The 23014-nt window shown below is 51.0% G+C and carries 26 protein-coding genes; 15 read left to right on the forward strand and 11 right to left on the reverse strand.

From position 1 onward, the window contains the following. Positions 1-7: 7 nt before the first annotated feature. On the reverse strand, positions 8-976 hold the full coding sequence (locus tag ACN4EK_RS15710) for an NAD-dependent epimerase/dehydratase family protein (RefSeq protein ID WP_431658945.1): 969 nt from the start codon (positions 974-976) through the stop codon (positions 8-10). Next, positions 973-2154, reverse strand: a complete 1182-nt coding sequence (locus ACN4EK_RS15715; RefSeq protein ID WP_431658946.1) for a GNAT family N-acetyltransferase — start codon at positions 2152-2154, stop codon at positions 973-975. Before ACN4EK_RS15715 ends, ACN4EK_RS15710 begins: the two co-directional genes overlap by 4 nt. On the opposite strand from ACN4EK_RS15715, the gene ACN4EK_RS15720 reads away from it, so the two are divergent. From ACN4EK_RS15720 to ACN4EK_RS15730, 3 genes are read left to right on the forward strand one after another with little or no spacing between them, the layout of a single operon-like run. Next, positions 2145-2678, forward strand: a complete 534-nt coding sequence (locus tag ACN4EK_RS15720; RefSeq protein ID WP_431658947.1) for a CU044_2847 family protein — start codon at positions 2145-2147, stop codon at positions 2676-2678. The two genes, ACN4EK_RS15715 and ACN4EK_RS15720, sit on opposite strands and share 10 nt — an antisense overlap. After that, positions 2675-3385 (forward strand): S1 family peptidase, encoded by a 711-nt coding sequence (locus ACN4EK_RS15725; protein ID WP_431658948.1) that lies wholly within the window; start codon positions 2675-2677, stop codon positions 3383-3385. The genes ACN4EK_RS15720 and ACN4EK_RS15725 overlap by 4 nt, the downstream gene beginning before the upstream one ends. Further along, positions 3385-5730, forward strand: a complete 2346-nt coding sequence (locus tag ACN4EK_RS15730; RefSeq protein ID WP_431658949.1) for an ATP-binding protein — start codon at positions 3385-3387, stop codon at positions 5728-5730. The genes ACN4EK_RS15725 and ACN4EK_RS15730 overlap by 1 nt, the downstream gene beginning before the upstream one ends. Before the next feature lie 88 nt (positions 5731-5818). Here ACN4EK_RS15730 and ACN4EK_RS15735 read toward each other — a convergent pair whose 3' ends face one another. Then, on the reverse strand, positions 5819-7069 hold the full coding sequence (locus tag ACN4EK_RS15735; protein ID WP_431658952.1) for an HD domain-containing protein: 1251 nt from the start codon (positions 7067-7069) through the stop codon (positions 5819-5821). 1 nt (position 7070) lies between these two features. Next, positions 7071-8330, reverse strand: coding sequence for a carboxyl-terminal processing protease CtpA (gene ctpA, locus ACN4EK_RS15740; protein WP_431658953.1), 1260 nt, complete (start codon positions 8328-8330; stop codon positions 7071-7073). A 282-nt stretch (positions 8331-8612) separates the two neighbouring features. On the opposite strand from ctpA, the gene petB reads away from it, so the two are divergent. From petB to ACN4EK_RS15755, 3 genes are all read left to right on the forward strand, one after another. Next, positions 8613-9281, forward strand: coding sequence for a cytochrome b6 (gene petB / locus ACN4EK_RS15745; RefSeq protein WP_431658954.1), 669 nt, complete (start codon positions 8613-8615; stop codon positions 9279-9281). A gap of 114 nt (positions 9282-9395) precedes the next feature. Then, the gene (gene petD, locus ACN4EK_RS15750; protein ID WP_431658955.1) at positions 9396-9878 is read left to right on the forward strand and encodes a cytochrome b6-f complex subunit IV; all 483 of its coding nucleotides are present in this window, start codon (positions 9396-9398) and stop codon (positions 9876-9878) included. Between the two features lie 239 nt (positions 9879-10117). Then, a complete protein-coding gene (locus ACN4EK_RS15755) occupies positions 10118-10498 on the forward strand; it encodes a hypothetical protein (protein ID WP_431658956.1) in 381 nt (126 codons plus the stop codon). A 77-nt stretch (positions 10499-10575) separates the two neighbouring features. Here ACN4EK_RS15755 and ACN4EK_RS15760 read toward each other — a convergent pair whose 3' ends face one another. After that, positions 10576-10995, reverse strand: coding sequence for a hypothetical protein (locus tag ACN4EK_RS15760; protein ID WP_431658957.1), 420 nt, complete (start codon positions 10993-10995; stop codon positions 10576-10578). 385 nt (positions 10996-11380) lie between these two features. Here ACN4EK_RS15760 and ACN4EK_RS15765 point away from each other — a divergent pair, with 385 nt between their 5' ends. Beyond that, positions 11381-11938 carry a hypothetical protein gene (locus ACN4EK_RS15765; protein WP_431658958.1) on the forward strand — a complete coding sequence of 186 codons (558 nt, stop codon included), beginning with the start codon at positions 11381-11383 and terminating at the stop codon, positions 11936-11938. Positions 11939-12120: 182 nt separating this feature from the next. On the opposite strand, the gene ACN4EK_RS15770 is transcribed toward ACN4EK_RS15765, so the two are convergent. Then, positions 12121-13314 carry an RNA-guided endonuclease InsQ/TnpB family protein gene (locus ACN4EK_RS15770; protein WP_431658960.1) on the reverse strand — a complete coding sequence of 398 codons (1194 nt, stop codon included), beginning with the start codon at positions 13312-13314 and terminating at the stop codon, positions 12121-12123. Positions 13315-13402: 88 nt separating this feature from the next. Between ACN4EK_RS15770 and ACN4EK_RS15775 the strand changes: the two genes are divergently transcribed. The 5 genes from ACN4EK_RS15775 (at position 13403) to ACN4EK_RS15795 (ending at position 16896) form a co-directional block, all read left to right on the forward strand. Next, entirely contained in the window at positions 13403-13609 is a 207-nt protein-coding gene (locus ACN4EK_RS15775; RefSeq protein WP_431658961.1) for a DUF167 domain-containing protein, read from the forward strand. 59 nt (positions 13610-13668) lie between these two features. Then, entirely contained in the window at positions 13669-14391 is a 723-nt protein-coding gene (locus ACN4EK_RS15780; protein WP_431658962.1) for a pyridoxine 5'-phosphate synthase, read from the forward strand. A gap of 189 nt (positions 14392-14580) precedes the next feature. Continuing rightward, entirely contained in the window at positions 14581-14910 is a 330-nt protein-coding gene (locus ACN4EK_RS15785) for an MgPME-cyclase complex family protein (protein WP_431658963.1), read from the forward strand. Continuing rightward, positions 14911-15681: a hypothetical protein gene (locus ACN4EK_RS15790; protein ID WP_431658964.1), complete on the forward strand. Its 771-nt coding sequence runs from the start codon at positions 14911-14913 to the stop codon at positions 15679-15681. It begins immediately after the preceding gene. A gap of 231 nt (positions 15682-15912) precedes the next feature. Continuing rightward, positions 15913-16896, forward strand: coding sequence for an alpha/beta hydrolase (locus ACN4EK_RS15795; RefSeq protein WP_431658966.1), 984 nt, complete (start codon positions 15913-15915; stop codon positions 16894-16896). Positions 16897-16973: 77 nt separating this feature from the next. Here the strand turns inward: ACN4EK_RS15795 and ACN4EK_RS15800 are convergent, their stop codons facing one another. The 3 genes from ACN4EK_RS15800 to ACN4EK_RS15810 form a co-directional block, all read right to left on the reverse strand. After that, on the reverse strand, positions 16974-17183 hold the full coding sequence (locus tag ACN4EK_RS15800; RefSeq protein WP_431658967.1) for a TOBE domain-containing protein: 210 nt from the start codon (positions 17181-17183) through the stop codon (positions 16974-16976). 166 nt (positions 17184-17349) lie between these two features. After that, positions 17350-18606 (reverse strand): murein transglycosylase A, encoded by a 1257-nt coding sequence (mltA, locus tag ACN4EK_RS15805; RefSeq protein WP_431658969.1) that lies wholly within the window; start codon positions 18604-18606, stop codon positions 17350-17352. A 12-nt stretch (positions 18607-18618) separates the two neighbouring features. Further along, the gene (locus ACN4EK_RS15810) at positions 18619-18930 is read right to left on the reverse strand and encodes a hypothetical protein (RefSeq protein WP_431658970.1); all 312 of its coding nucleotides are present in this window, start codon (positions 18928-18930) and stop codon (positions 18619-18621) included. Here ACN4EK_RS15810 and ACN4EK_RS15815 point away from each other — a divergent pair. Then, complete coding sequence (locus ACN4EK_RS15815; RefSeq protein WP_431658971.1) at positions 18929-19138, forward strand: hypothetical protein; 210 nt, start codon at positions 18929-18931, stop codon at positions 19136-19138. The genes ACN4EK_RS15810 and ACN4EK_RS15815 overlap by 2 nt on opposite strands. Here ACN4EK_RS15815 and ACN4EK_RS15820 read toward each other — a convergent pair. Beyond that, positions 19122-19889 (reverse strand): hypothetical protein, encoded by a 768-nt coding sequence (locus tag ACN4EK_RS15820; protein ID WP_431658972.1) that lies wholly within the window; start codon positions 19887-19889, stop codon positions 19122-19124. The two genes, ACN4EK_RS15815 and ACN4EK_RS15820, sit on opposite strands and share 17 nt — an antisense overlap. A 789-nt stretch (positions 19890-20678) precedes the next feature. Next, entirely contained in the window at positions 20679-21053 is a 375-nt protein-coding gene (locus ACN4EK_RS15825; RefSeq protein WP_431658973.1) for a Mo-dependent nitrogenase C-terminal domain-containing protein, read from the reverse strand. Between the two features lie 372 nt (positions 21054-21425). Between ACN4EK_RS15825 and ACN4EK_RS15830 the strand changes: the two genes are divergently transcribed. After that, on the forward strand, positions 21426-22016 hold the full coding sequence (locus ACN4EK_RS15830) for a cytochrome b/b6 domain-containing protein (RefSeq protein WP_431658974.1): 591 nt from the start codon (positions 21426-21428) through the stop codon (positions 22014-22016). 3 nt (positions 22017-22019) lie between these two features. After that, positions 22020-22742: a molybdopterin-dependent oxidoreductase gene (locus tag ACN4EK_RS15835; protein ID WP_431658975.1), complete on the forward strand. Its 723-nt coding sequence runs from the start codon at positions 22020-22022 to the stop codon at positions 22740-22742. The last annotated feature ends 272 nt before the right edge of the window (positions 22743-23014 follow it).

Here is a 23014-nt window from a genome sequence, read left to right on the forward strand (position 1 = left end):
GAGATGATCAAGCTGGTTGCAGGCTGTGTACCAGTTCCTTTAGGGTTGCCTCGGGCGATCGCGGCTGCCAGCCAAGTTCCCGTTGGGCTTTGGTACTATCGACCCGCACACAGCGATCATAAAGATAATGCACCCGTTCGCGGCTGAGTGGGGGTTGCCAGGAGAACAGGCGACCGATCGGGTCAAGCAGATTGCCCACAAATCGCACTACGGCTTCCGGTGCTTCGGCGGGAACTGGGATGCCCGTTTCTCGACTGAGCACCTCAAACATGTCGTGGGTACTCAGATCGCCAGCCGAAATGATGTAATAGTCCCCGGATTTGCCCTTGTCCATTGCCAGCAGCATCGCCGTGACTAAATCATCTACATGCACAATGCCGGTAATTCTGCCGCCCCCTGCCCAGAACTTCAACCGACCTTTGAGGAACTGCTTCAGGACGGGGACAAAGTGGGGGTCATCAGCCCCAAAGATGCCAGAGGGCATGACGCTAACGGCAAAATGTCCGTTTGCCGCATAGCGATCGACCAGTTGTTGGGCTTCGTACTTGGTGCGATCGTAGGCAGAGGAAAAATCCGCTTGTTGGCGCTGGAAGGTTTCGTCAATCACCCGCCCCTGGGTATCCCCAAAAATCCCGATCGTGCTGCAATAAACCAGCTTTGGCAGATTCACGGTTTCAGCAACCTCTACCACCGCCCGAGTGCCATCGACATTCACCCGCGCCATTTCGGTGGCATTAACAATCCCCAGTTCGACATAGGCGGCGGTATGGAATACCACATCCACATCGGTCATTGCCGTTTTTAAGGCAGCGCGATCGGTAATATCACCATAGACTAACTGTATTTGACAGTTGGCTAACCGGGAGCGATCGCTCGACTGCCGCACTAATCCCACCACCTGATCTCCCCGTTGATTCAGGGCTTTCACGATGTGAGATCCTGTAAAGCCGTTGGCTCCAGTCACTAATGCTTTCACGCGCTGCCTAACTCCTTCTGATAAATCCGATAGGTTTTGTAGATTGTGCCGCCGGAGGCTTCGATCACTTTGCGAGAGGGCATGTTGTCTTCATAGACCCAGGATAGTTCGGCTCGCTGATATCCCAATTGGATGCCGCCTTGCATCCCCAGATAGATCAGCGCTAGAGCTACCATCTGACGGCGATATTCGGGTAAAGCACAGATGGCAATTACTCGGGCTTGATTAATCTGGCGCTTGTACCAGAGGAATTTGAGAATACCCAGCCAGTTGAGTTTGCCATTCACATACTTTAAGGGAATGCCGTAATCGGGTAAGCACATAAAGAAGCCAATCATTTCACCGTTGTATTCCGCGATCGGAAACAGTTTGGCATCAACCAGGCTTTGCAAATCCTTGGCTTCGTCTAGAAAGTCTTCCTGACTCCGGGGTGTGGAACTCCAATTATTGGCAAAGGCTTTGGTGAACAGGTGATATAGGTCGATACAATCCTGCTGGAACCCTTCCCCTTTGGTGCGGAAGGGACGAAAGGTGATGCCAGATTTACAGGCGACCTGGTATGCTTTCTCAAACTTGGGAGATAAGGGTTTATCCAGCCGGAAATCGTAGGCGTAGGCATCCTTAGCTTTCTGCCAACCCGCTTGCTCCATGAATGTTGGGTAGTATGCCGGATTGTAGGGCATCATGAAGGCAGGTGGGGAATCGAAGCCGTCTACCAGCAAGAGGCAGCTATTGTGGGTCGAGAGATTAATCGGACCCCGCACTTTGGTCATGCCCTGTTCTCGCAACCATTGTTCGGCGGCATTGAACAAGGCTTGAGCAACCGCGAAGTCATTCACACACTCAAAAAAGCCAAATAGTCCAATCTTTTCGCCTTCCCGATCGATCAAGCGTTGATTGACGGCAGCAACAATGCGACCAATCGGAGTCGGACGATCGCTGCCTTTTGATTTCACCGCCAGAAATTGCTGCAATTTGCCATACTGGAAAAATGGATTTGTGGGGGCAAGCTGTTTGGCAACACTGCTTCTCAGCGGCGGCACCCAATGGGGATCATTGGCATACACGATCGCAGGCACATCCAGAAATAATTCCTGTTCGGCAGGGGTAGTCACAGTCAGAATCTGAATATCCGAACCAGATTGGGCTGAGGAAGTGGTGTCAACTGATGAACTCATTGCTATTCCTGCTAACGAGTGGGCAACAAGGCAGACCGAATCATGGTGACTATACCATCCGGAGTGTTGACCGTCGATTGCAGGAATGGGTTTCCGTCCTCCCCATTGATCAGAGGCTCGATGGCATAATGGCAGTGCAGGCACACTCCCGCAAGCATCGGATAAGAACTGGCATGACAACAGATTTAACGGATCCTAACGAGCCAATTTTAGTGGAATTTACCCTGTCCCCAGGACTACAACCGGGCATGGAAGACGTAGGGATTCAGTTGCCTTCACCGACTGCCCTGGCAGAGCGATCGACGCAGGCGATTAATAGTGCGATGGGGACGATGCGGAGTATGGCAAATCGGGTTGTTAAAACCATGCAATCGCTGCCAGTTGCGGAACGTCCGGCTCAGGTAGAGGTGCAGTTTGGCATGAAGCTGACCGCCGAAGGCAATGCGGCGATCGCCAAAGCTGGAGCCGAGTCTACGATTACCGTAAAACTTGTTTGGGATTGTCGAACCGCAACTTCGCAATGATAGCTGCTCCATCCCCGCGCTTAACTGAACTGCAACGGTTAATTGATTTCTCGATCCAAATTCGCCATCGGACGACCAATGAAGTCGTAGGGACGGGAATTGTGGTATCAGAGATCGGCGAAATTTTGACCTGTCGCCATGTAGTTACCTTAGCGGGGATTGATCCGCTAAACCCGGAGGTGGCAAGGGTGGGGGTGGTATTTCCCAAAACCCGGACTCGATCGGAATACTGCGATCGAGCGGCGGTAGTGAAATTTTTTCCGGATCATGACGACGATATTGTGGTGTTACAACTACAGAATCCGCCGGTGTTGGCTGCCCATGAAATTGCCGTTTTAGGGACGATTCAAGACTCGGAAGGCAATCCCTTTCGCAGCTATGGGTTCCGTCGCTTGGGAGAATCGCCCAGTGGGTATGCGACCGGAGAAATTTTGGGCGAAGTGTTACCGTTTGATGGCAAGCGGCTATTGGTGAATCCGGTAGAATTACGATCGAGGGATATTCGTCCTGGAATGAGTGGTGCCGGGGTGCTGGATACCGAACGCAATCTGGTGGTAGGCTTGGTGGCTCGTCGCTGGAATCCGGGAGAAAGTTCGCTGAACGATAATATTGCCTGGGCGGTTGATCCCCTGGTGTTAGTCGATTTTGAAGATAAATTATTAGACCTGCTGACGCTTAATGCTGTGCCAGCCCCGGAGACGTTGTAATGGCATTCGTAATTCATCGTCACTCTAAACCCCCTGAGCCTGGGCCTCAACCGGTGACGGATTACGAGAAAGCCTGGAATTCTGTCGCGCCTTGCCGATCGCTGGAACTGTCGGGGGCACCAGAGCTATTAGATGAGTGGGTCGGACGACAACGCCTATTGGCGGCTCTAGATCAGGATTGGGTGGATCCCAAGTGTCAGTTAGTCGGCTTAATTGGCTTTGGCGGACAGGGCAAAACCTCGATCGCCCGTCAGTGGGTCGATCTACTGCTGAACAATTCTGCCTTGCCCCAGCCTCAAGGCGTGTTCTGGTGGGGCTTTTACGAAAAGCGCAATGTTGATGAGTTCTTTGAAGCGGCGTTGATCTATCTCAGTGGTGGGCACGACATCTTAGCCGAACTGCCATCCTCCTATGCCAAAGCCAACTTTTTAGCGGCAATGCTGCAAACCGGACGCTATCTGTTTATTTTAGATGGCTTGGAAGTATTGCAACATCAACACGGCGATGAGTACGGACTGCTGACCAATACCGACTTAATGGAATTTCTTAACTTCTTTGCCGCGATCGACCATGAATCTTTTTGTCTGATTACCAGTCGCGCCCCGGTATATGACCTGATTCACTTTGTCTCCTACCTGCATCAGGATGTCAACCGCCTGAGTCAGCAGGACGGGCATCTGTTACTGGAAAACGTGGGCGTATGGGGGCAGGAGGAGCAGATTGATCGCGTCGTGGAGCAGTGGGATGGTCATGCCCTCACCCTCAGCCTGTTAGGTTCCTATTTAGTGCGGTTGCACCACGGCAATGTAGCGGAAATGCCACCCGATCTGACTCCGACGGTTGATGAACCCCGGTACGATCGGGTCAAGCGCCTGTTACGCCGTTATGATGAACACTTGACGGCATTGGAGCGGGAGTTTTTACAGACCTTTAGTGCCTTTCGGGTTCCTGTACCTGAAGCGGCATTGTATCCGGTGTTCCGGCATGGCAACCCTGCGATCGCGCCGCTCAAATTGGTGGAACAACTGGCGGATTACCGGATGTTACGCCGTCTGCCGCAGCAAAATACCTATACGATTCATCCGTTGATTCGCGATCACTATTGGTCGCGGTTGACCAGTGATCCTCTGCAAGCCAGGGCAGTACATCAACGGATTGCCGAGTATTACCTGGCGGTGATTCGTCAGATCCCCGAACATCCTACGATCGAGGATTTAGCACCGGCGATCGAAGCCGTCCATCATCTGTGTCAGGCGGGCGAGTACGATCGGGCATTTCCGATTTTGATGGAACGCTTGTACGATGCCAGACGACGGGTGATTAGCCATGAATTGGGAGCCTACGAAACTGCGTTAATGACTCTGTTGGATTTCTTTCCCAATCAGGATAGCCAGCAAGATCCCCAGGTCAGCGATCCCCAGGCGAAACGCTTTATTCTGAATGGCGTGGGCTTCTGTCTGATGAATCTAGGGCGCTTACGCGAGGCTGTCCCGTTGTTTCGGCGGTACATTACCCATAGTCTGAAGCAGCGCCTTTGGCAAAGTGCCAGTATTGGCTACCAAAATCTCACCTGGCTGTATACCTACCTGGGAGAATTAGCCACCAGTTCCCGCACCGCTCAACGGGCATTGAAATATGCGGGGCGATCTGGCAAGCCATCGGAACAACGGGATGCTCTGGCACTCTGGGCATGGACTGCTCACTTACAGGGGCACCTAGAGGCAGCAACGAGCGGTTTTGAACAATCTATTGCCCTACAGCAAGCCTTATCTCATCAGCCTTATTTAGAGGGACTACATGGCAGTTGGTACGCGGATCATTTACGTCGGTTAGGGCAATTAGAAGGGGCAGGTCGGGTGACGATCGCCAACTTAAAAAACTGGGTCACTCGTCAACGCTGGGTGAAAGATGAGAGCCAATGTTACCGAATATTAGGTGATTTACGATCGGCCGCAGGGTATCCCGATCGGGCACGTCGCTTCTATAATCGGGCACTCAAACTGGCTCGAAGAATCTCTAATCGGGCGGTGTTAATTGAGGCTCTCTTAGCTCGGGGACGGTGGCTGGCACAACAGGGCAATCCGGAGGATGCTCGTAGCGATCTGGAAGAGGCTTTGACCTATGCCGTGTTTGGTGAATATCACTTGTACGAGGCAGATATCCGAATTGGGTTAGCCTGGTCACATGTAACGGGCAACAATCTCAATGCCGCTCAAATTGAAGCAGAACGGGCGCAGCAAATGAGTAGGGACATGGGCTACTACTGGGGGCAAATGGACGCAGAAACGGTCTTCCAGCAAGTGGCGAACAGCGCATTATCCATACCTCAGGATGGTGGATTTTAAAGTCGTGATCCTTGGGAATGGGAATTAAATTAGTCCAAGATTGGGCAGGGGCGGGTTTTGCCGCCTGCAACGACAGCAACGATTCATCTCAGCCGTTGGCGATCGCGGCTAGTAATTTACCCTCAACCTCGCGGGGATGAATGAGCCAAACTCGTTGATAGGGTTGGGTCAATGTCCGAACGAGGGGCGATAGCTCACTAATTTCTGTTAATCCAGTGGGGGTCTGAATCTTGATTCCTCGTTGATACAGCGTGTAGCCTCGACTGAACGATACGCGCAGTCCCGCATAGTAGGTTGCCTGGAAGCCTGCTTGAGTTAACCAGTGCTGTACTTTCTCCAGCAGTAGCGTTTGTTGGGATTCGCTGAGATGAGAAATGTCGATCGCCTTCAGCAAATCGCGATCGAGATAGCGCCGACACAAATCAGCTAAAACCGGATCGTCGCTGTGTTGCCAGCGTTGCAGGTGATAGCTAAACACACCATCATCAGCAGCCAGATAATCGGCTAAGGATAACTGATCATGACAGTCTTGCATTAACCAGGCGGTAACGGTGGCATCGGCAAAAAGTTGTCCGGTCGGAAGCTGCTCACGGGCACGAACAAAGGCTTGATCCAGAATCCAGGTGGCAGCAATATTTTTGGGATGGTTGTAAATCTGGGCATACATGAAGTACCGCACAATCAGGTAGTGCTCGATCGCCGCCATCCCCTTACGAGCAACGACCAACTGTTGCGACACGGCATCATATCCCAAAGCCAGCAAAATTCGATCGAGGTCAATCCTGCCGTAGGAAGCTCCCGTAAAATAACTATCCCGCATCAAGTAATCCAGCCGATCGCAGTCTAATTGACTGGAAACGAGTTGCCAGACCAGCGGTACGGGATAGCGTTTCTGGTAGACCTGAATGATGCGTTCCACCAGATACGGCTCAAAATCAACTAATAGCTGATGGATGGGTTGGGACTCCCGCAGAATTCGTTCTGTCCAATATTCATGCTGGCAACCAAAAATTTCCTCTGCTGTGTGACTAAAGGAACCATGTCCAATGTCATGCAGCAAGGCAGCACACAACACCACCGGACGATGGGATTTCAGTTGGGGGTAGGACTGGGCAATGCGATCGAACGCCCGTCGAGCTACTGCCATCACGCCTAAAGAATGGGTAAAGCGGGATGACTCTGCCCCATGAAATGTCAGACTGGCGGGACCCAGTTGGCGAATCCGCCGTAACCGTTGAAAGGCTGGGGTATCAATTAACCGAATCAGCAGGGCTTCAACAGGATCACGTCGATTCAGGACGATCGCACCATGCAGCGGATCGTGGTAAGTCCGTTCCACGTCAGCTTGCCCCAGCCAGCATCGAGTGATTGGTCAACAGTTCCACCGCCGCTTGATACTGAGTGTCTGTGGCTGTGCCCGTTTGTCCAATCGCGATCGGATCCAGCGCCACCATCAGATCGGGCTTAATCCCTTGCTTATTAATGTCATGGTGAGCCGGGGTTTCGTACTTGGCGACCGTTACCGCTAACCCAGACCCATCCGACAGATCAAACAATGATTGGATTAAGCCTTTGCCAAAGGTGCGTTCTCCCACGATCGTGGCGCGATCGTTATCCCGTAAGGCTCCGGCCAGAATCTCGCTAGCGCTGGCTGTTCCCTGGTTGACTAAGACGACTAAAGGATCATCGGTGAGGGCCTGCCCCATTGCCTCAAAGCTGCCCTCGACCCCCTGACGATTGACGGTATAAACGATCGTCCCCTGATCCAACCACAATCGCGCCACTTCAATGCCTGCCTGTAATAGACCGCCAGGATTACTGCGTAAATCTAAGATGTAGGCTTCGGCTCCCTGTTGCTCTAATCGCTTAATCGCTTGCGTGACTTCCGCCGTGGCATTGGCATTAAACTGACTCAGCCGAATGTAGCCAACCTTAGTTGGTTGACCATTGGCGGTTGGACTGGGTTCTGTTCGCAGATCGGCATAGACGGGATTAAGGGCAATTCGATTCCGCACCACTTCGAGGTCGGTGGGGTCACTGTCTTGGTGCTTGATGGTGAGGATCACCCGACTCCCGATCGGACCTCGCATCCGGGCGGCCGCTTCATCCAGGCTCAAACCAGAGGTGGCAACACCATTAATTCTCAAAATCGTATCGGCGGGTTTAATTCCAGCTTCGTCGGCGGGTGAGCCAGCGATCGGCGCGATCACCTTCAGTTCACCCGTATCGGCATCCAGAGCAATTTGCAGGCCAACGCCCGTCAATTCACCGGAGGTATTGGTCTGTAAGCTCTTGTATTGTTCGGGTTCTAGCAACCGCGTAAATGGATCATCAAGCCCTGCCAACATTTGACGAATCGCTTCATAGGTCTGAGGGCGATCGTTGAGCGGTTGTTTCAGCGCTTTCTGCCGGATCGCCCACCAGTTTTGATGGTTGAATGTATCGTCTACATAGGCACGATCGACCAGTCGCCAAACTTCTGCCACTAATCGCTGTTCTTCCGTCAAGGCTTGGGCTGGAGCAGCCGGATAGCTGAGTAGGGTTACTACTGCGATGACGAGAACGAACAGCCGCCCAATCCAAGAAACTTGCTTCCGCATACCACTCGGTTTTAATGTCAAAACTGTTATATGACTCACCTATTGTAAGGGGGCAACTGGTGTGCGTGTGATGCTAATAACACGATCGCTGCTCCTAGCTTAAAAACTTCCTCCTGAGATAGGCAACGTCTAGTCAGAATCAGGCACTCATAGGGCAGGATTCCAGCTTGATTGATTTCTCCCCAGGGAGTGATCCCCCGATCGGGGTTTCGCAAGAAATCGGCACTGCCTCTGTGTTACATTCTTTATGAACAGCAATACATTTTTAGGAATTCTTGCTTCATGTTCACTAAGCAGGTGACCGACTCTAAGCCATTCCAGTGGTTTAACGAGCGGCTGGAGATTCAGGCGATCGCAGATGATATCAGCAGCAAGTATGTTCCACCCCACGTCAATATTTTTTATTGTTTGGGTGGAGTGACGCTGGTCTGCTTCCTGATCCAGTTTGCCACTGGGTTTGCAATGACTTTCTACTATAAGCCAACTGTTACCGAAGCCTTCGACTCCGTGAAATACATCATGAACGAAGTGAACTTCGGTTGGCTGATTCGTTCGATCCATCGCTGGTCTGCCAGCATGATGGTGCTGATGATGATTCTTCACGTCTTCCGCGTTTACCTCACGGGTGGGTTCAAAAAACCTCGCGAATTAACCTGGGTAACTGGGGTAATTCTGGCAGTGATTACGGTTTCCTTTGGCGTGACTGGCTATTCTCTGCCCTGGGATCAGGTGGGATACTGGGCGGTCAAGATTGTGTCTGGTGTGCCGGAAGCGATTCCCGTGGTGGGAACGTTGATTGCTGACTTGCTGCGGGGCGGTTCCAGTGTGGGTCAAGCTACGCTAACTCGCTACTACAGCGCTCATACCTTTGTTCTACCCTGGTTGATTGCAGTCTTTATGCTGCTGCACTTCTTGATGATCCGTAAGCAAGGGATTTCTGGGCCTCTCTAACCTATGGCGACCCGATCTCTGGCAAAAGCCCTTATGATGGTGGAACACCGGAGCCGATCCTGCTTACAACTCCTACCTGCTGACCTCAGAAAATAAGGAGAACGACGTTTAATTATGGCAACGCTGAAGAAGCCAGATCTGAGTGATCCCCGGCTCCGCGCCAAATTGGCAATGGGCATGGGACACAATTACTACGGCGAACCCGCCTGGCCCAATGATTTGCTTTATACCTTCCCGATCGTGATTCTTGGCACGATCGCGCTTTGCGTTGGTTTGGCAGTGCTTGATCCAGCCATGGTTGGCGAACCTGCGAATCCCTTCGCTACGCCCCTGGAAATTCTGCCGGAATGGTATCTGTATCCGGTATTCAACATTCTGCGCCTGGTGCCCAATAAGCTGCTGGGTGTGGTGTTGATGAGTGCAGTGCCCCTGGGGATGATCACTGTTCCCTTCATTGAAAGTGTGAACAAGTTCCAAAACCCCTTCCGTCGTCCAGTGGCAACCACGGTATTCCTGTTTGGGACAGTGGTGACTCTGTATCTCGGTATTGGTGCAGCCTTCCCCATCAGCAAAGCGCTGACTCTAGGCTTGTTCTAAACTGGTTGCGATTTAGTTCTGACACCTATCAAAGTCTCTGGTTGGTTTGTGACCACAAGGGGGTTTGGTGGGTGTCAATTTTTGGGCAAAACGCTAACATGGCGGAAAGCCGCGATCAGTACCGGGGGTATCCCTACTCGATCGGTGGGGAAGTTACGCTCTCTCTTCAAGCCAGTTTTTGCCTAGCATAGAACTATTACAACCTGTTATTTCAAGCTTAGTGTGTACGGGAGTTTGCTGTGAATCAGGACAGCTTTAAAAATTTGCAGATTGGGTTAGCCGAAGTGAACCGCCTGCTGTTGCCGTTCTTCGTGATTTGGCTACTTGCCTCGATCGGGTTGGGCTGGTTGGTCAAATCCTTTTTCATCCTGCTAGCCTTAGTCCTGATTACATCTATCGTTGCCGTTATTGGGTTTCGCTGGTGGCTAAAGCGTAACTTGATCCAGGGAGAATGCCCGGTCTGTAGTTATGAGTTTATGAGTTTAAGCCAAGCAGAATTTCAATGTCCCAGTTGTGGTGAAGCTTTGAAAGCGGAACAGGGTAAGTTCAGCCGTTTAGCGCCTCCCGGCACGATCGATGTAGATGTGGTAGAAGTGCAGGCTCAACGCCTGGAAGACTAATTTTCTATAGATGGCATGACAAAATCGGGACGTTACCAGCCAGTAGCGTCCCGATCGCATTTCAGGCAACGGCTCAATTAGTTATGAGAAATCGATAGCGTGTAAGGGCTTTGCCCATGCTGCCGATCGCCGACAAAAATGTCATACATGCCCTTACTCCAGCGTCCGGGAATTTCAATTTTGCCGCCAGAGTAACTATCCGAAGGGACACAGAAATCCTGTCCTGTGGAGCTACGAATCAGCAAGGTCGGTTGTCCTGACCCTTGTAAGACAAACTTGAGATCACTATCTTCGGTAATTTCAATTCTGTGGTTAGGAGTTACCGCAATATATCCGGCACAACCGGAATCCTTTCGCTCCCCGCCCGAAATGCCCGTAACTTGAATCGGGTTAGAACCGGAATTAATGGCGATCGTCTGCGCTAAACCTCTGCCAGCAGACACCAGCGTCCCTGCCACACTAGCAGAAACAATTAACCAGCGGATTGCAGTATTCATTGACTTCGCCTCCCGCGCTAACCTTATGTTCAATTGAGTACTCGATCCCCACTTCTAGTATCGCAACTCTAGAGATGCTCAGGTGTTTGCCTGTCCCTGTTTCTCAACTGTCACTATATCTTTGCCTAAATCCAGTGAACCGATTCACGATCGCCCGACAAGTAAGGCAGGGGCAATCGTGACTTCAACCCCTTGGAAAAGGATGGTCTGACTGATCAAAAGCTCTACTCTGAATGGCGGTTTAACTATTAAGAGGAAGTAATAATTTTAGAGGGTTCACTGCTCAAGAAGTTGCCGGAATAAATAATTCGCGCAATGGCTAAGAGTTGGGTTAAATTAAGTTATGGTCACAGCTCTTGCTACAGAGTACTGAAGGAGTGAAAGTATGCAGCATCCCACGACTTTGAATTCAGACCGGCAAGTAGCTCGCCTTTGGGGGATGGGATTGGCGGCGCTTGGTAGCACGATCGCCGCAACCGCACTCATCGTTGCCGCTCCATCATCCGCCAGCGCCCAGGCTGCCTATGGGAGTTATATTGGGTTAGGGGGTTCTTTTGGATTAACCCCTGGTGTAAATGACCATAATCAATTCGCGGGTGATTTAGCTGTCCGCTACAAATTTCTTCGAGCACCTGTTTCCTTACGCACACAAGTTTTAGTGGGTGAAAGTACGGCGGTTGTGCCTACCGTTTCCTACGATATTCCGATTAATTGGCAAGCCGATGCCTATGTGGGAATTGGCGCGTCGATCGTGACAAACCGCGATAAGAATACTCCGGTGGGAAATCGGACTACATTTGTTGTGCAACCTGGGGTGGATTATGCTCTGCCTAACAGTAATTGGGTGGTTTTTGGCAACGCTATTATCGCCTTTGATGCCTATGACAATGTGAATAACCGCACAGCAGTATCTCTACAAGGTGGCATGGGGTTAAGGTTTTAAACCTGCCGCGATCGGGCGGCAATCCATCGGTTCTCCTCGTTGCAACCCTTCTGTTAAGTTAGAAGGGTTTTTTGAGGTAATTATTCAGGTATCGCTGGTGGAATTCTGTGAGGCACTGACCTTGATGTATGAAAATTATTAGTTTGACATTCCTCGACCTAAAGGCGCGAGGATTCTTGGTTCTACGACTCGCCATAACCCAGCAGGTTTTCACCAACCGAGCTAGAGGGCAAATCTCCCCAAGCGGATAAACTTCCCGTGTGCCCCACGGTAGTTAGCCCTTTTTGCAGGATGTTGAGTGCGGCATTGAGGTCTCGATCTGCACTGTAGCCACAATGCGGACAGAGGTGAGTTCTCACGCTCAACGATTTCTTGACTGTCGTTCCACAGCTAGAGCAGTTCTGACTGGTGTAGTGGGGAGGTACAGCAACCGTGACCTTCCCATACTTGCGACCAAAATACTCCAACCATTTGCGGAACGTGTACCATCCTGCATCACTAATCGACTTAGCTAGATGTCGATTTCTCACCAACCCTTTCACATTCAAGTCTTCGTAGGCGACCAAATCGTTAGATTGGATGGCGGAGTAGGCAACACGCTTGCAATACTCTTCTCGCTGCCGACTTACTCTTAAATGGTTCCGGGCGTACCGATTTCTGGCTTTGTGATAGTTTTTGGACTGTGGTTTTGCACCTTTGCGGTACTTTTTCGACTTCTTGCGGTTGGCTCGATTCAGTTGATTTTCTGCCTTGCGGTAAAACTGCGGAGCAAGTTCTACTTCGCCGTTGCTGTAAGCCAGAAAATACTTCAAACCTAAATCAATGCCAATCGCTTTTTGAGTCGGTATAGATGCAATTTGAACGTCAACATGAACGCAGAATTGGCAATAATAGCCATCTGCTCGTCTAACCAGTCTGACCCGTTTGATCTGATCAGATTGATAGAAATTCAAGTCACGAGTGCCAATCAATTTCAGCTTGCCAATCTGCTTGCCATCGGTAAAAGTAATCCGTTTGCGATCGTCTGAAAGCGTCCAGCCACTTGTTTTGTATTCAACAGAACGGCTGTGTTTCTTGAAGTTTGGATAACCTTTCTTTCCGGGGATTTGCTGTTTGCAATGATCAAAGAACCTGGCAATGGCAGACCAGCAGCGTTCCACCGAAGCTTGGCAAGCATGAGAGTTGAGTTCTTTGACAAAGGGGAATTCCGCCCGAAGTTGGGTATTGTAGCGGTACAATTCCGCTCTCCCAACTCCTCGGTTATCCATCCAGAAACGCAGGCATTTGTTCCGAACGAATTGAGCGGTTTGAATCGCTTCGTCGATAGCCTGGTACTGAATTGGCTTCCCTTTGACTTTGAACTCCAGAACGATCATTTTGACGCTGGTTTAGTTGGCATAATACAAGTGTACCATAAAGCCGTCCTAGAAGGACGGGGCTTGAAACCCATTACTTTCGGTCAAAGTGAAGCCCAATTCCAAGCAGCAATCGATTCGCCAGGAGGCGGATGGTAGCCTGACCGTTCACCTGAAATCGCCACCTGTAGATGGCAAAGCGAATACGGAATTAATCCAACTGCTGACTCAAGAGTTGAAGCTGCCAAAATCCAGCATTCGGATTAAGTCTGGGTTGTCGTCTCGAACTAAATTAATTGAAATTGCCGAGGCATGACGGAAGCACGAATTGCCAGATACTATGAAAAACGATCGTGTTTGTAGGGAGCTGCGACGTTGCCGACACTAGGAGTAAATATTGACCATATTGCGACGATTCGCCAAGCCCGTCGCACTGTTGAACCCGATCCCATTGCGGCGGCAATTCTGGCGGAACTGGCTGGAGCCGATGGGATCACAGCTCATTTACGTGAAGATCGGCGGCATATTCAGGATCGGGATATTCAACTGCTGCGCCAAACGGTGCGGACCCATTTGAATCTGGAAATGGCAGCGACCGATGAAATGGTTGCGATCGCCCTGGACATCCAGCCGGATTACGTCACCTTAGTTCCAGAACGGCGGGAAGAAGTCACGACCGAAGGTGGCTTAGATATTGCCGGACAGGTCGATCGCCTGACGCAGGTGGTGGATACCTTACAGGGGGCAGAAATTCCCGTTAGCCTGTTTATTGATGCGGAACCGATCCAGATTGACGCGGCGGCGGCCACCCAAGCCAAGTTCATTGAATTGCATACCGGGAAGTATGCCGATGCCCATGATGCGGCGACCCGCGATCGGGAACTCAAACATCTGGCAGAGGGGTGTGCCCATGCCCTTTCCTTGGGACTCCGGGTGAATGCGGGGCATGGACTGACCTACTGGAATGTCTATCCCGTTGCCTGTCTACCGGGGATGGAAGAATTGAATATTGGGCATACCATCATTAGTCGGGCGGCTTTAGTGGGGATAGAACGGGCAGTCCGCGAAATGAAGCAAGCGATTCGAGGTGAATTGTAATCATTTCCGGCTCAAACTCAGCCCCGCGCTGCACTACAATCAGAAACGCAGCGATCGGTGGTACGGCTTTTAAGCTGCATTCGTTCACTAGGGGGCAAGCTCTTTAACCACATATTCGCGATCGGTTTGTACCCCTTTGCTGCCCTTAACATTCCACCTCAAATCCTCGAATCAGAGACCTCGATACCCATGACAACTTACTATTACGCCCTTGCCAGCCAGCGCTTTTTAATTGAAGAAGAACCCCTGGATGAAGTGTTGCGGGAACGGACTCGCCACTATCAGGAACAGGAGAAAGAAATTGATTTCTGGCTGGTCAAACAACCGGCATTTCTAGAAGCTCCCGAATTGGCAGAGGTAAAAGCCAAGTGCCCCCAACCGGCGGCGGCGATCGTCTCCACCAATCCCCAATTCATTACCTGGTTGAAATTGCGGCTGGAATATGTCGCTACTGGCGAATTTCAAGCTCCTTCGGCTACAATTCCCAAACCATTGGATTCGTTGGCAACGGTTGCCTAAATGATGGATCGAATTGCCTACAGACTACGGAGTTGGCTCACCCTGGTCGGTGTGACGACATCAGGTGTTTTGGTGGCGATCGCTGGCATCGCCCAAACTCCCCCGCCTCAGCCCAACCCTGCCGTTGCCCCTGTGGGCAATTATCCCCCCTGTCAGCCGCCGAATCCCGGTGAATATCTGCTACTGGTGGTGAGCAAAACCACTGCCAGCCAGGAACAGGTACGCCGATCGCTACCGGCGGGTGCGCCTATTCTGGTCTGTAACTATCTGAATGATGTGGTGACGCGGGTCAGTGGCTTTACCACGATCGAAACCGCCAATGCCTGGGCACGCTACTTAAACGATTCTGCCGGATTGGCGGCGTATGTGGCTCGACCTGCCGAAGCCCCACCCACGGCAGTCGTTCCCCCTCCTGGCATTCCCCCGGCTTCTACTGCCACCCCAACCACGAGTCCTTCTCCGGCTACGCCGCCCTCAACCTACAATCCGCAACCTTTAGGGGCAGGCTATGCCGTGTTAGTCGATTACTTCAATCAACCCGCGATCGCCGGTCAGGTGCAACGATCGCTGGGAACACCGATCGGCTTAGTTTCCTATGGGCAACGTCCCTATGTGTTGGCGACGTATTCTCCGGATCTGAATGCTGCCAATATGGCGTTTCAAGCCCTGGCAAATCAGGGATTTTGGACGATCGTCGTGGATAGTCGTCGGGTGATGCTACTCAGTCCCGCCGTTGCCCTACCTTCATCACCTCCGGCTGCCAGAAATTGAGCCTGAGTTACCCGATGTGCCCTGACCCACTGACCTGATTGGGTGAGGATGTTGGCAGCTAGCTCAGGCAATTTAAACCTTTGTTCACACGTTTGTTGCATTCCCTTTAAACATGCCAACCCAGTGCTAAGAAAACTGACATTCTTCCGGTAGTGGGGAATCGATCCTGTATGCTGCCTAAGATCCTGGCTGATTTTCTTCCTTCGTTGCACTGCTAAGGAGCTTGCCCCCATGTTATTTGTCACGAATCGGGTGATGCGAGAAGGTCCAACTCCCTACAACCCAGATGGTTCTCTGGGAGTTCCGCGTCGAATTAATTTTGATCTTAGGAATAATCAGGCGGAGCAATCCGTGTACTTCTGTCGGCGGGATGGAGCCGATAACTATACCGAGATTGGTAGCCAGACGTTTTTTGATCAATTAAGAAACTCCGACTGTCGGCAATTACTCTTTTTCCTGCATGGGTATTCCAGCCTGCCGGAACCCGCCATTTTTCCCCGCGCCAATGAATTGCAACAATTGTTCGATTTAAAGTCTCGCGGTCAGGTGCAAGTAATCCCGCTGATCTGGCCCTGTGGTAATCGGCTTGGGGCAATCAGAGATTATTTTGATGATCAAATTGCGGCGGATGCCAGTGCGTTTGCCTTTGCCCGGATGTTTCAAAAATTCCTGACGTGGCGGGATGAACACAGTACGCTAGAAGAACCTTGTGTGAAGCCATTGAATGTATTAGCCCACTCAATGGGCAATCGAGTGTTACGTGGGACGATGGTGCGTAGCGTGGAGTATTACCAACCTGCCGGAGTTCCTCTGGTGTTTCGCAATACCTTCATGGTGGCGGCGGATATTGAAAACACCTCGCTGGATATCGATCGCGAAGGACGCTTGATTTCCGATGCCTCTCGCAATGTGGTGGTGTACTATGCGGCTGATGACCTGGCGATGCGAGCCAGTAAAGTGGCGAATGGTAGTCCTACCTCTCGGCGTATGGGGCACACCGGACCCGCTCGGATGGAGAATGTGGCAGTGAATGTGTTCTCGATCGACTGTGGTGATTTCAATAACGACTACGATCCACCAACGGGACATGGCTACTTTGCCAGCGATCCCAATGGTAATCCTGGGATTGCCTTCAATCACATTTGGGAATGTATTCGTACCGGCAGAGTTCCCACTCGTACCCAGGGAGTTCGCCGCTTCATCCTGACCCCATAATAGTGAATTGATCAATGCCCAGGGAACCACGATCTCGGCTCACTGGGCAGGCAATTTAGATGATGGTGATGAGAGGGCTAATCAACGGCGATCATGACATCTGAGGATTTGATCACCGCATAGGCTTCCTTGCCAACTGCCAAGCCCAGGCTTTCAGCCGAGGTTTTGGTAATTACTGCTGTCACTTCGACCCCAGGGGCTATTTCAACCGTAACTTCATCGTTGACCGCACCCGTCACTACCGATTTGACTACGCCTTTCAGAGCATTACGAGCACTAACTTTCATCAGCTTTTCCTTATATTTAAAGCTTTGTTGCCATGATGTAGCTTAGTTGGAGGCTGATCGCTCAGCCCTGGTTAGTTAAGAATGTACTCAACGCCTGAAAGCCCTGATTAATCAAGCTTTTAGCCTTGGCTTTGGGTAAGGGGGGCGGTATTTTTTCTACTACTAATTATTTCAGGAGGAGGTAATAAAGCTGTCCAGTGGAGTTGATTAGTCCTGCCCGATCGCCCGCTAACTGACCCGTCCCCATAAAGATATCGACCCGTCCTGCTCCTTTAATCGCACTGCCGGTATCGTGATCCAACACGTAGCGGCTGACGAGTTGGGGAGATAGTTGCTTGGTGGCGGTCGGGTAGGGAATTTCGGTTTGAATCAGGGCTAAGGCTCCTGGTGGAAAGAGACTTTTATCGGTGGCGATCGAGCGATCGGCGGTGACGGGCACGTTTAAACTGCCAGTGGCTGGAGCGCCGTTCGTCTCGCGGAAAAACACAAAGCTGCGGTTGCGGGGCAAATAGGTATTCATCTCGGCGGGATTAGCTTGGAAGTATTGCAGCAGTTTCGGTAGTGTCAGTTCTTCCAGCTTAAATTTGCCCGCGTTTACCAGTTCCCGGCCGACACTACTATAGGCATGATTGGTTTTTCCGGCATACCCGACGGTCATGGTGCTGCCATCCGTCAATTGCAGGCGAGCCGAACCCTGTACCTGCACCAGAAACGCTTCCAGCCGATCGCGCAGCCACACCAGTTCCAAGCCCTTTAAGGCTCCTTTGCTGTACTGTAAGCCATCGGCTCCTTCTAGCTGCAAGCGTGTGGGGTGGGGCGATCGCCATTGGCTAAAGTTGGGTGGTAAGCGAAATAGTGGATAACGGTATTCCTGATTGGGGACGCGACTCGCCCGATAGACCGGCTCAAAGTAGCCCGTAAACCCCACCGTTCCCCGATTGTCCTTGCCTGTTGATTGGTAAAAGGTAAATTCCTGTTGTACGGCTTGCTGCAATTCCGCCGCCGATCGGGCAGAGACGACTAATTGCCGAAATCGCCGGAGACTGCGTTGTACCCGTTGCCGCAACAGTTCGGATTGATTGGGATTGCTGGCATTCAGATATTTGCGATAATCCTGAACGGCTTTGGGCGTTTGCAGGTAGCGCAGGCTATCGTCGATCGCCCTCAGTAATGCCTGTCGATCGCCGCCCTGCCCCCAGAGTTGCTCGTCCATTCCTAAGGGTGTTGGAGGGGCTAGACGGTTCAGGTTGGTGACTCGGTTCAACGGCGATTTGGGTTCAGCCGCGCTGGCGGTCGCTAATCCAGTCAGGGGCAACAAGCCGGATGACGATCGCAGGGGTAGCTCGATCGCGGCAATTGTGGCAGCACTAGCTAACCCGATCGCCAGGAGATAGCGAACCGAGGGCAACAACAAGTGATTCATGATTGTGACGATTTAGTAACGTTCCACACTGGAGCTAAATACGGGTTCAACGCGAATCCCCAGGACAGAAGACGGTCGTAACACCATATATTCTCCCTGAATGTTCTTGATCGGCACCGTAATGAAGTCTGTCGAAGCGGCTTTCGGCATTAATTCGCCGCTGTACCATTTTTGAAACTCCTGAATGGTGGGGAAGCGCACCTCTTCCCGATGCCCTCCTTCAATCAACAGATGTACCGCATACTCCGTCGGAGTCCGGGCATAGCGACTACGCTTCGGTTCTGCGGACTCACCAGTGGGAGCGGGATTCATATTTCCTGTCATGGTGTTTCTACTCTATAGCGTCAAATGTCGGCACAAGGGGTTTCCCGATCGGGCAAACTATATTCACTCTGCCCATCGACCAGCCAAAAATATCTTACTCGTTGATCGTGATTTCCATGCCCTACTGCGAACGCATGAAAATATGATCCTAGCCTTAAACCGGATCACAACTACGGCGGGAATGGTTTGGGTTAGGGGAACAGATTAAAGCGCTGAAGTTGAGTTTGGACGAGGGGCTGTAACGCTTTGCGTAATTGCCCTCTATCTTTAAACACCAGGCGGTTTTGACTGGGCAGATCAAAGGGAAATTGTCCAGGTAAATCCGATCGCTCCATCTGCATCAACAAGATTTGTTCCGATCGCTTACTTTGCAGAGCATAGCCCACTTCAACACAGACTTTGGGGCTGGGAATCAGTTGGGCAGGGGAAGCGTTGACCTGGGTAATCGGCGTACCATCGGCAATAAACAGCAAACTCTGGCGAATCGATTTCATCAGGGTGCTGTTGAGCCGGACGGGGCCATCGGTCAATCGGTGGGATTCTTTCAGGGCGATCGGCAGGCGCGATTTACTGTTCAACTTCTCGATGACGGTCTGTAATTCTTCCCGCAATAACTCACTCGATTCGGGATATTCCGTTTGGTAACAGAAAAAGATCTCTGGCTCCAGTCGTGCCATCACATCTTGTTTAGAAAAGTAAATTTCGTGGCTACGCAGATCAATGTTGGCAATCACATAGCCGCCGCTACCCTCAACATAAAACTCGACGGCTTCCCCTTCCAGGTAGCGCTGGAACCAGGCGGATTGCTTAACCTCTTCGCTATCTTCCAAAAAATCGGCGCGTAATCCCGACTTCAACAGACTATTTTTACTCAGTCGCAGGTCGTGGGGACGCTTTTCTAATTCTCGAATCGGTTCATACTCCTGGAGATACCAGGCTTTCAGGGCAATAATCGCCATGCTGTGCTCTGCCTTTGTTTAAAACTACAACAGCACCCAAAGTCTTACTCCCTGAGTGATCTCCCCTTCTTCCTTTATTGTATTCAGAGTTGAACCGATTGGAAACCTAATTTTTTTAATTAAGATCAACCAGCCTCATTACTCCCGTTTGTGTAGGTGGGGAAATATCAGTTTTCGGTGCGGGTGCTGTAGTAGTCGAGCGAGACAGATATTAAGTGAAACAGCGCTTTTTACCTCTTAACTATCTTTGAACTTGGCTGTTTATCTGCCAGGGAAGCTTGGTAGCTTCAATTACTAGAATAGCAAACTTGGAAATGGGCACAAGGGCATGAAACTAAAGTTTACCTTTGTTCGCTAAACTACATTGCGAAACCGCAATAAAGCTGAATACCCTGATAGACAGGAGATTATGGCAGTTAATGACTCCCTGGATTATCAGGTAATAGTAGACTTTTTGTTCTATTTACTTTAAATAGGGAGTTTTATTAGGTTAGTAATTTCTGTCTAAAGGATTATCTAAAGTCACTGAATTGGCTCATGAAAGATAGATGCACTTTTGTCCCACTTCTGCACTAGCTGATGTAGTTTCTTTAGGATGAACTGAGGCAGTTGCTATTAGAAAAACGTTAGTTTAAACAGACTTTTTATTAAATAAAAAGACCTGGCACTGCCAAGTCTTGACTAAACAGGAGGGAGATTCAAACTAGCAGAATTAGATACTTCGGCGGTGCCGGAATTTGGGAAAGTCATCAGATCAGGAATGACTCATCGATCGCTTGGCACTACGGTTTAGCAGTAGGCGGAAATATCTTCGCCACATTCGTCGGCTAAGTAGCATAGAGCGCGAAAGCGGAGGGCGACCACTTCTTCATACAGTGGATTCAGCTTACACATGGGGGGAATCCGGAGGATGGTGCGTCCGAACAGTTGGATGGTGCGCTCAAAGGGACATTGGGCGGGAATCAGGCGACAAATGCGGTGAGCGGTTTCCCGATCGCAAATTTCCAGACCTTCAAGCCATTGGCGCAGGGGTTTGAGGGGAGCAAAACGAACTGTCGCCACGGGCTGACCCATGCTTGCCAAATGGAGGGGAATTTCTTTTGCCACCCAAATCATTTTGGTGGTGACAGGTGCTTCCGGGGTTGTGTAGCGAGAGCTGTTCATAAATCGTTCCTCACTTCAAGGGGCGTTGACTTCACCCATTGGTTAGCTACACCAGTTCCAGCCAAGTTATCGGAATGTTACAGAAATCTGGTGCGGGATTACTGTGATCAAACAAGGTCATGCGATGGAGATCAGGAAACCAGCGACACAATCATTGCTGTCTTCTGGGTTGCTTCCATCTTTCCCTGAACTCCAAGATTCTTAATGAGCAAAAACACGGAAAATTTTTCACCCTCTTTCTGGAGGATCTAGAACGATCGGGGTTTTACCGGAGGAAGGAGCAAGATTGCTCTAGCAAAGCCAATCCCTCAAGATTCTGCGATACAGTAGGAACCAATCCCTTGCTGACAGATTGTTGCAGTGAATCCATCGGTGTCTTCTCAGTCAAAACCGCGCTTTGATCAGGCGATCGCAGCGAAACTGTTTCATTGGATCAACATAGTTAGCCTCAGCATTATGTTGACCAGTGGCTTGCAGATTTACAATGCCAATCCTGTGTTTGGCGGACGGGAAGGATGGCACATTCCCCCGATTGGCTTGTTGGGTGGCTGGTTAGCGGGGGGACGACATTGGCACTTCGCTGGGATGTGGTTTTTCTCGCTGAATCTGCTGTGGTATGGCGTTTATATATTGATCTCTCGACGCTGGCGACATCGCTACCTGGGTACGAATGATCTGAAAGCGTTGCAGGTGGGCAAGAATCCCAAACGCCGGATTTATGCGTGGCATCGGTTGGCCTATACCGCGATTATTCCGATTCTGTTACTGGCGCTGTTTACCGGGATTGGTATGTATAAACCGGCGCAGTTTCCCTGGATTGTGGACTGCTTTGGCGATTGGTTTGCCTTGCGCGTGGTGCATTTTCTCACCGTACCAGCCGTGATTTTGTTTGCGATCGCCCATTCCTGGTTAGCGTTGCGAGCTGGGGGCGATCGACTCGTGAATTCGATGTTTTGGGACTAACTGATGACGAACACTCCGGATGAGCAAGAATTGCTAACTCGTCAGCGTTTCCTGCGGTTGTTGGCATGGTCGGGGGGCAGTGTGATGTTTGGCAGTATCGGGTTAACGCTGGCTGAGGGCTTAGCTGGAAGAGCGTTTGAGCCGTTGAACCAGAGGGTTGAGGAATTACTGCAAAACTCGCAGAAGTTGGTCCCAGAGTTTCCGCTTAGCGCGATCGAGCCAGAGGCGTTACTGGTGAATAGTTTTCGGTTTACGCCAGAACTCGATCCGGCAACGTTTCGCTTGACGATCGATGGGGAGGTGAATCAGCCTCTGAGTCTGGATCTGAACACGATTTACGGGATGCCACAAACATCAATGGTGATCCGGCATGTCTGTGTGGAAGGTTGGGCAGCGATCGTCCAGTGGGGTGGCATTCAGATGCGGGAGTTAGCCCGATTGGCGCAACTGAAACCAGGGGTGCGGTATGTCTATTTCTGGTCGGCGGATGGCTACTACGGCAGTTGGGATTTAGCGTCGGCGTTACATCCTCAGACGGTGCTGGCGTATCAGAAGAATGGGGAGTCGTTGCCGATCGAGAATGGGGCACCGTTGCGGTTAGCGTCACCGATTAAGTTGGGCTACAAGCTGAGTAAGTGGGTGACGCGGGTAACGTTTACCAGTGAGTTAATGCCCCGTAAGGGTTACTGGGAAGACCTGGGCTATGAGTGGTTTGCTGGGTTGTAAGAGTTCTAAGAGAGTGTTGGAAAGTCACTCACAATCATTATCTGAACTGCCCCCCTAGCCCCCCAATTCTGGGGGGAACTGGATTCAAAGTCCCCCAGAATATAGCCTGACGGCATCCTAGAAAGGGGGCTTAAAGCCCTACGGGCATACCAGAAAAGGGTTTAGGGCAATCGTTTTGATACCGTTAAAGCATCCTCTAAGATCCTCAGTTGGATGTTAAAGCTAAACTATTCAGCCGTGAAGGTTAAAGATTAAGGCGTTAAGCTCAAACA

It is taken from the genome of Pantanalinema rosaneae CENA516, from assembly GCF_050753385.1.
In the GTDB taxonomy this organism is placed as follows: Bacteria; Cyanobacteriota; Cyanobacteriia; order Leptolyngbyales; family Leptolyngbyaceae; genus Pantanalinema; species Pantanalinema rosaneae.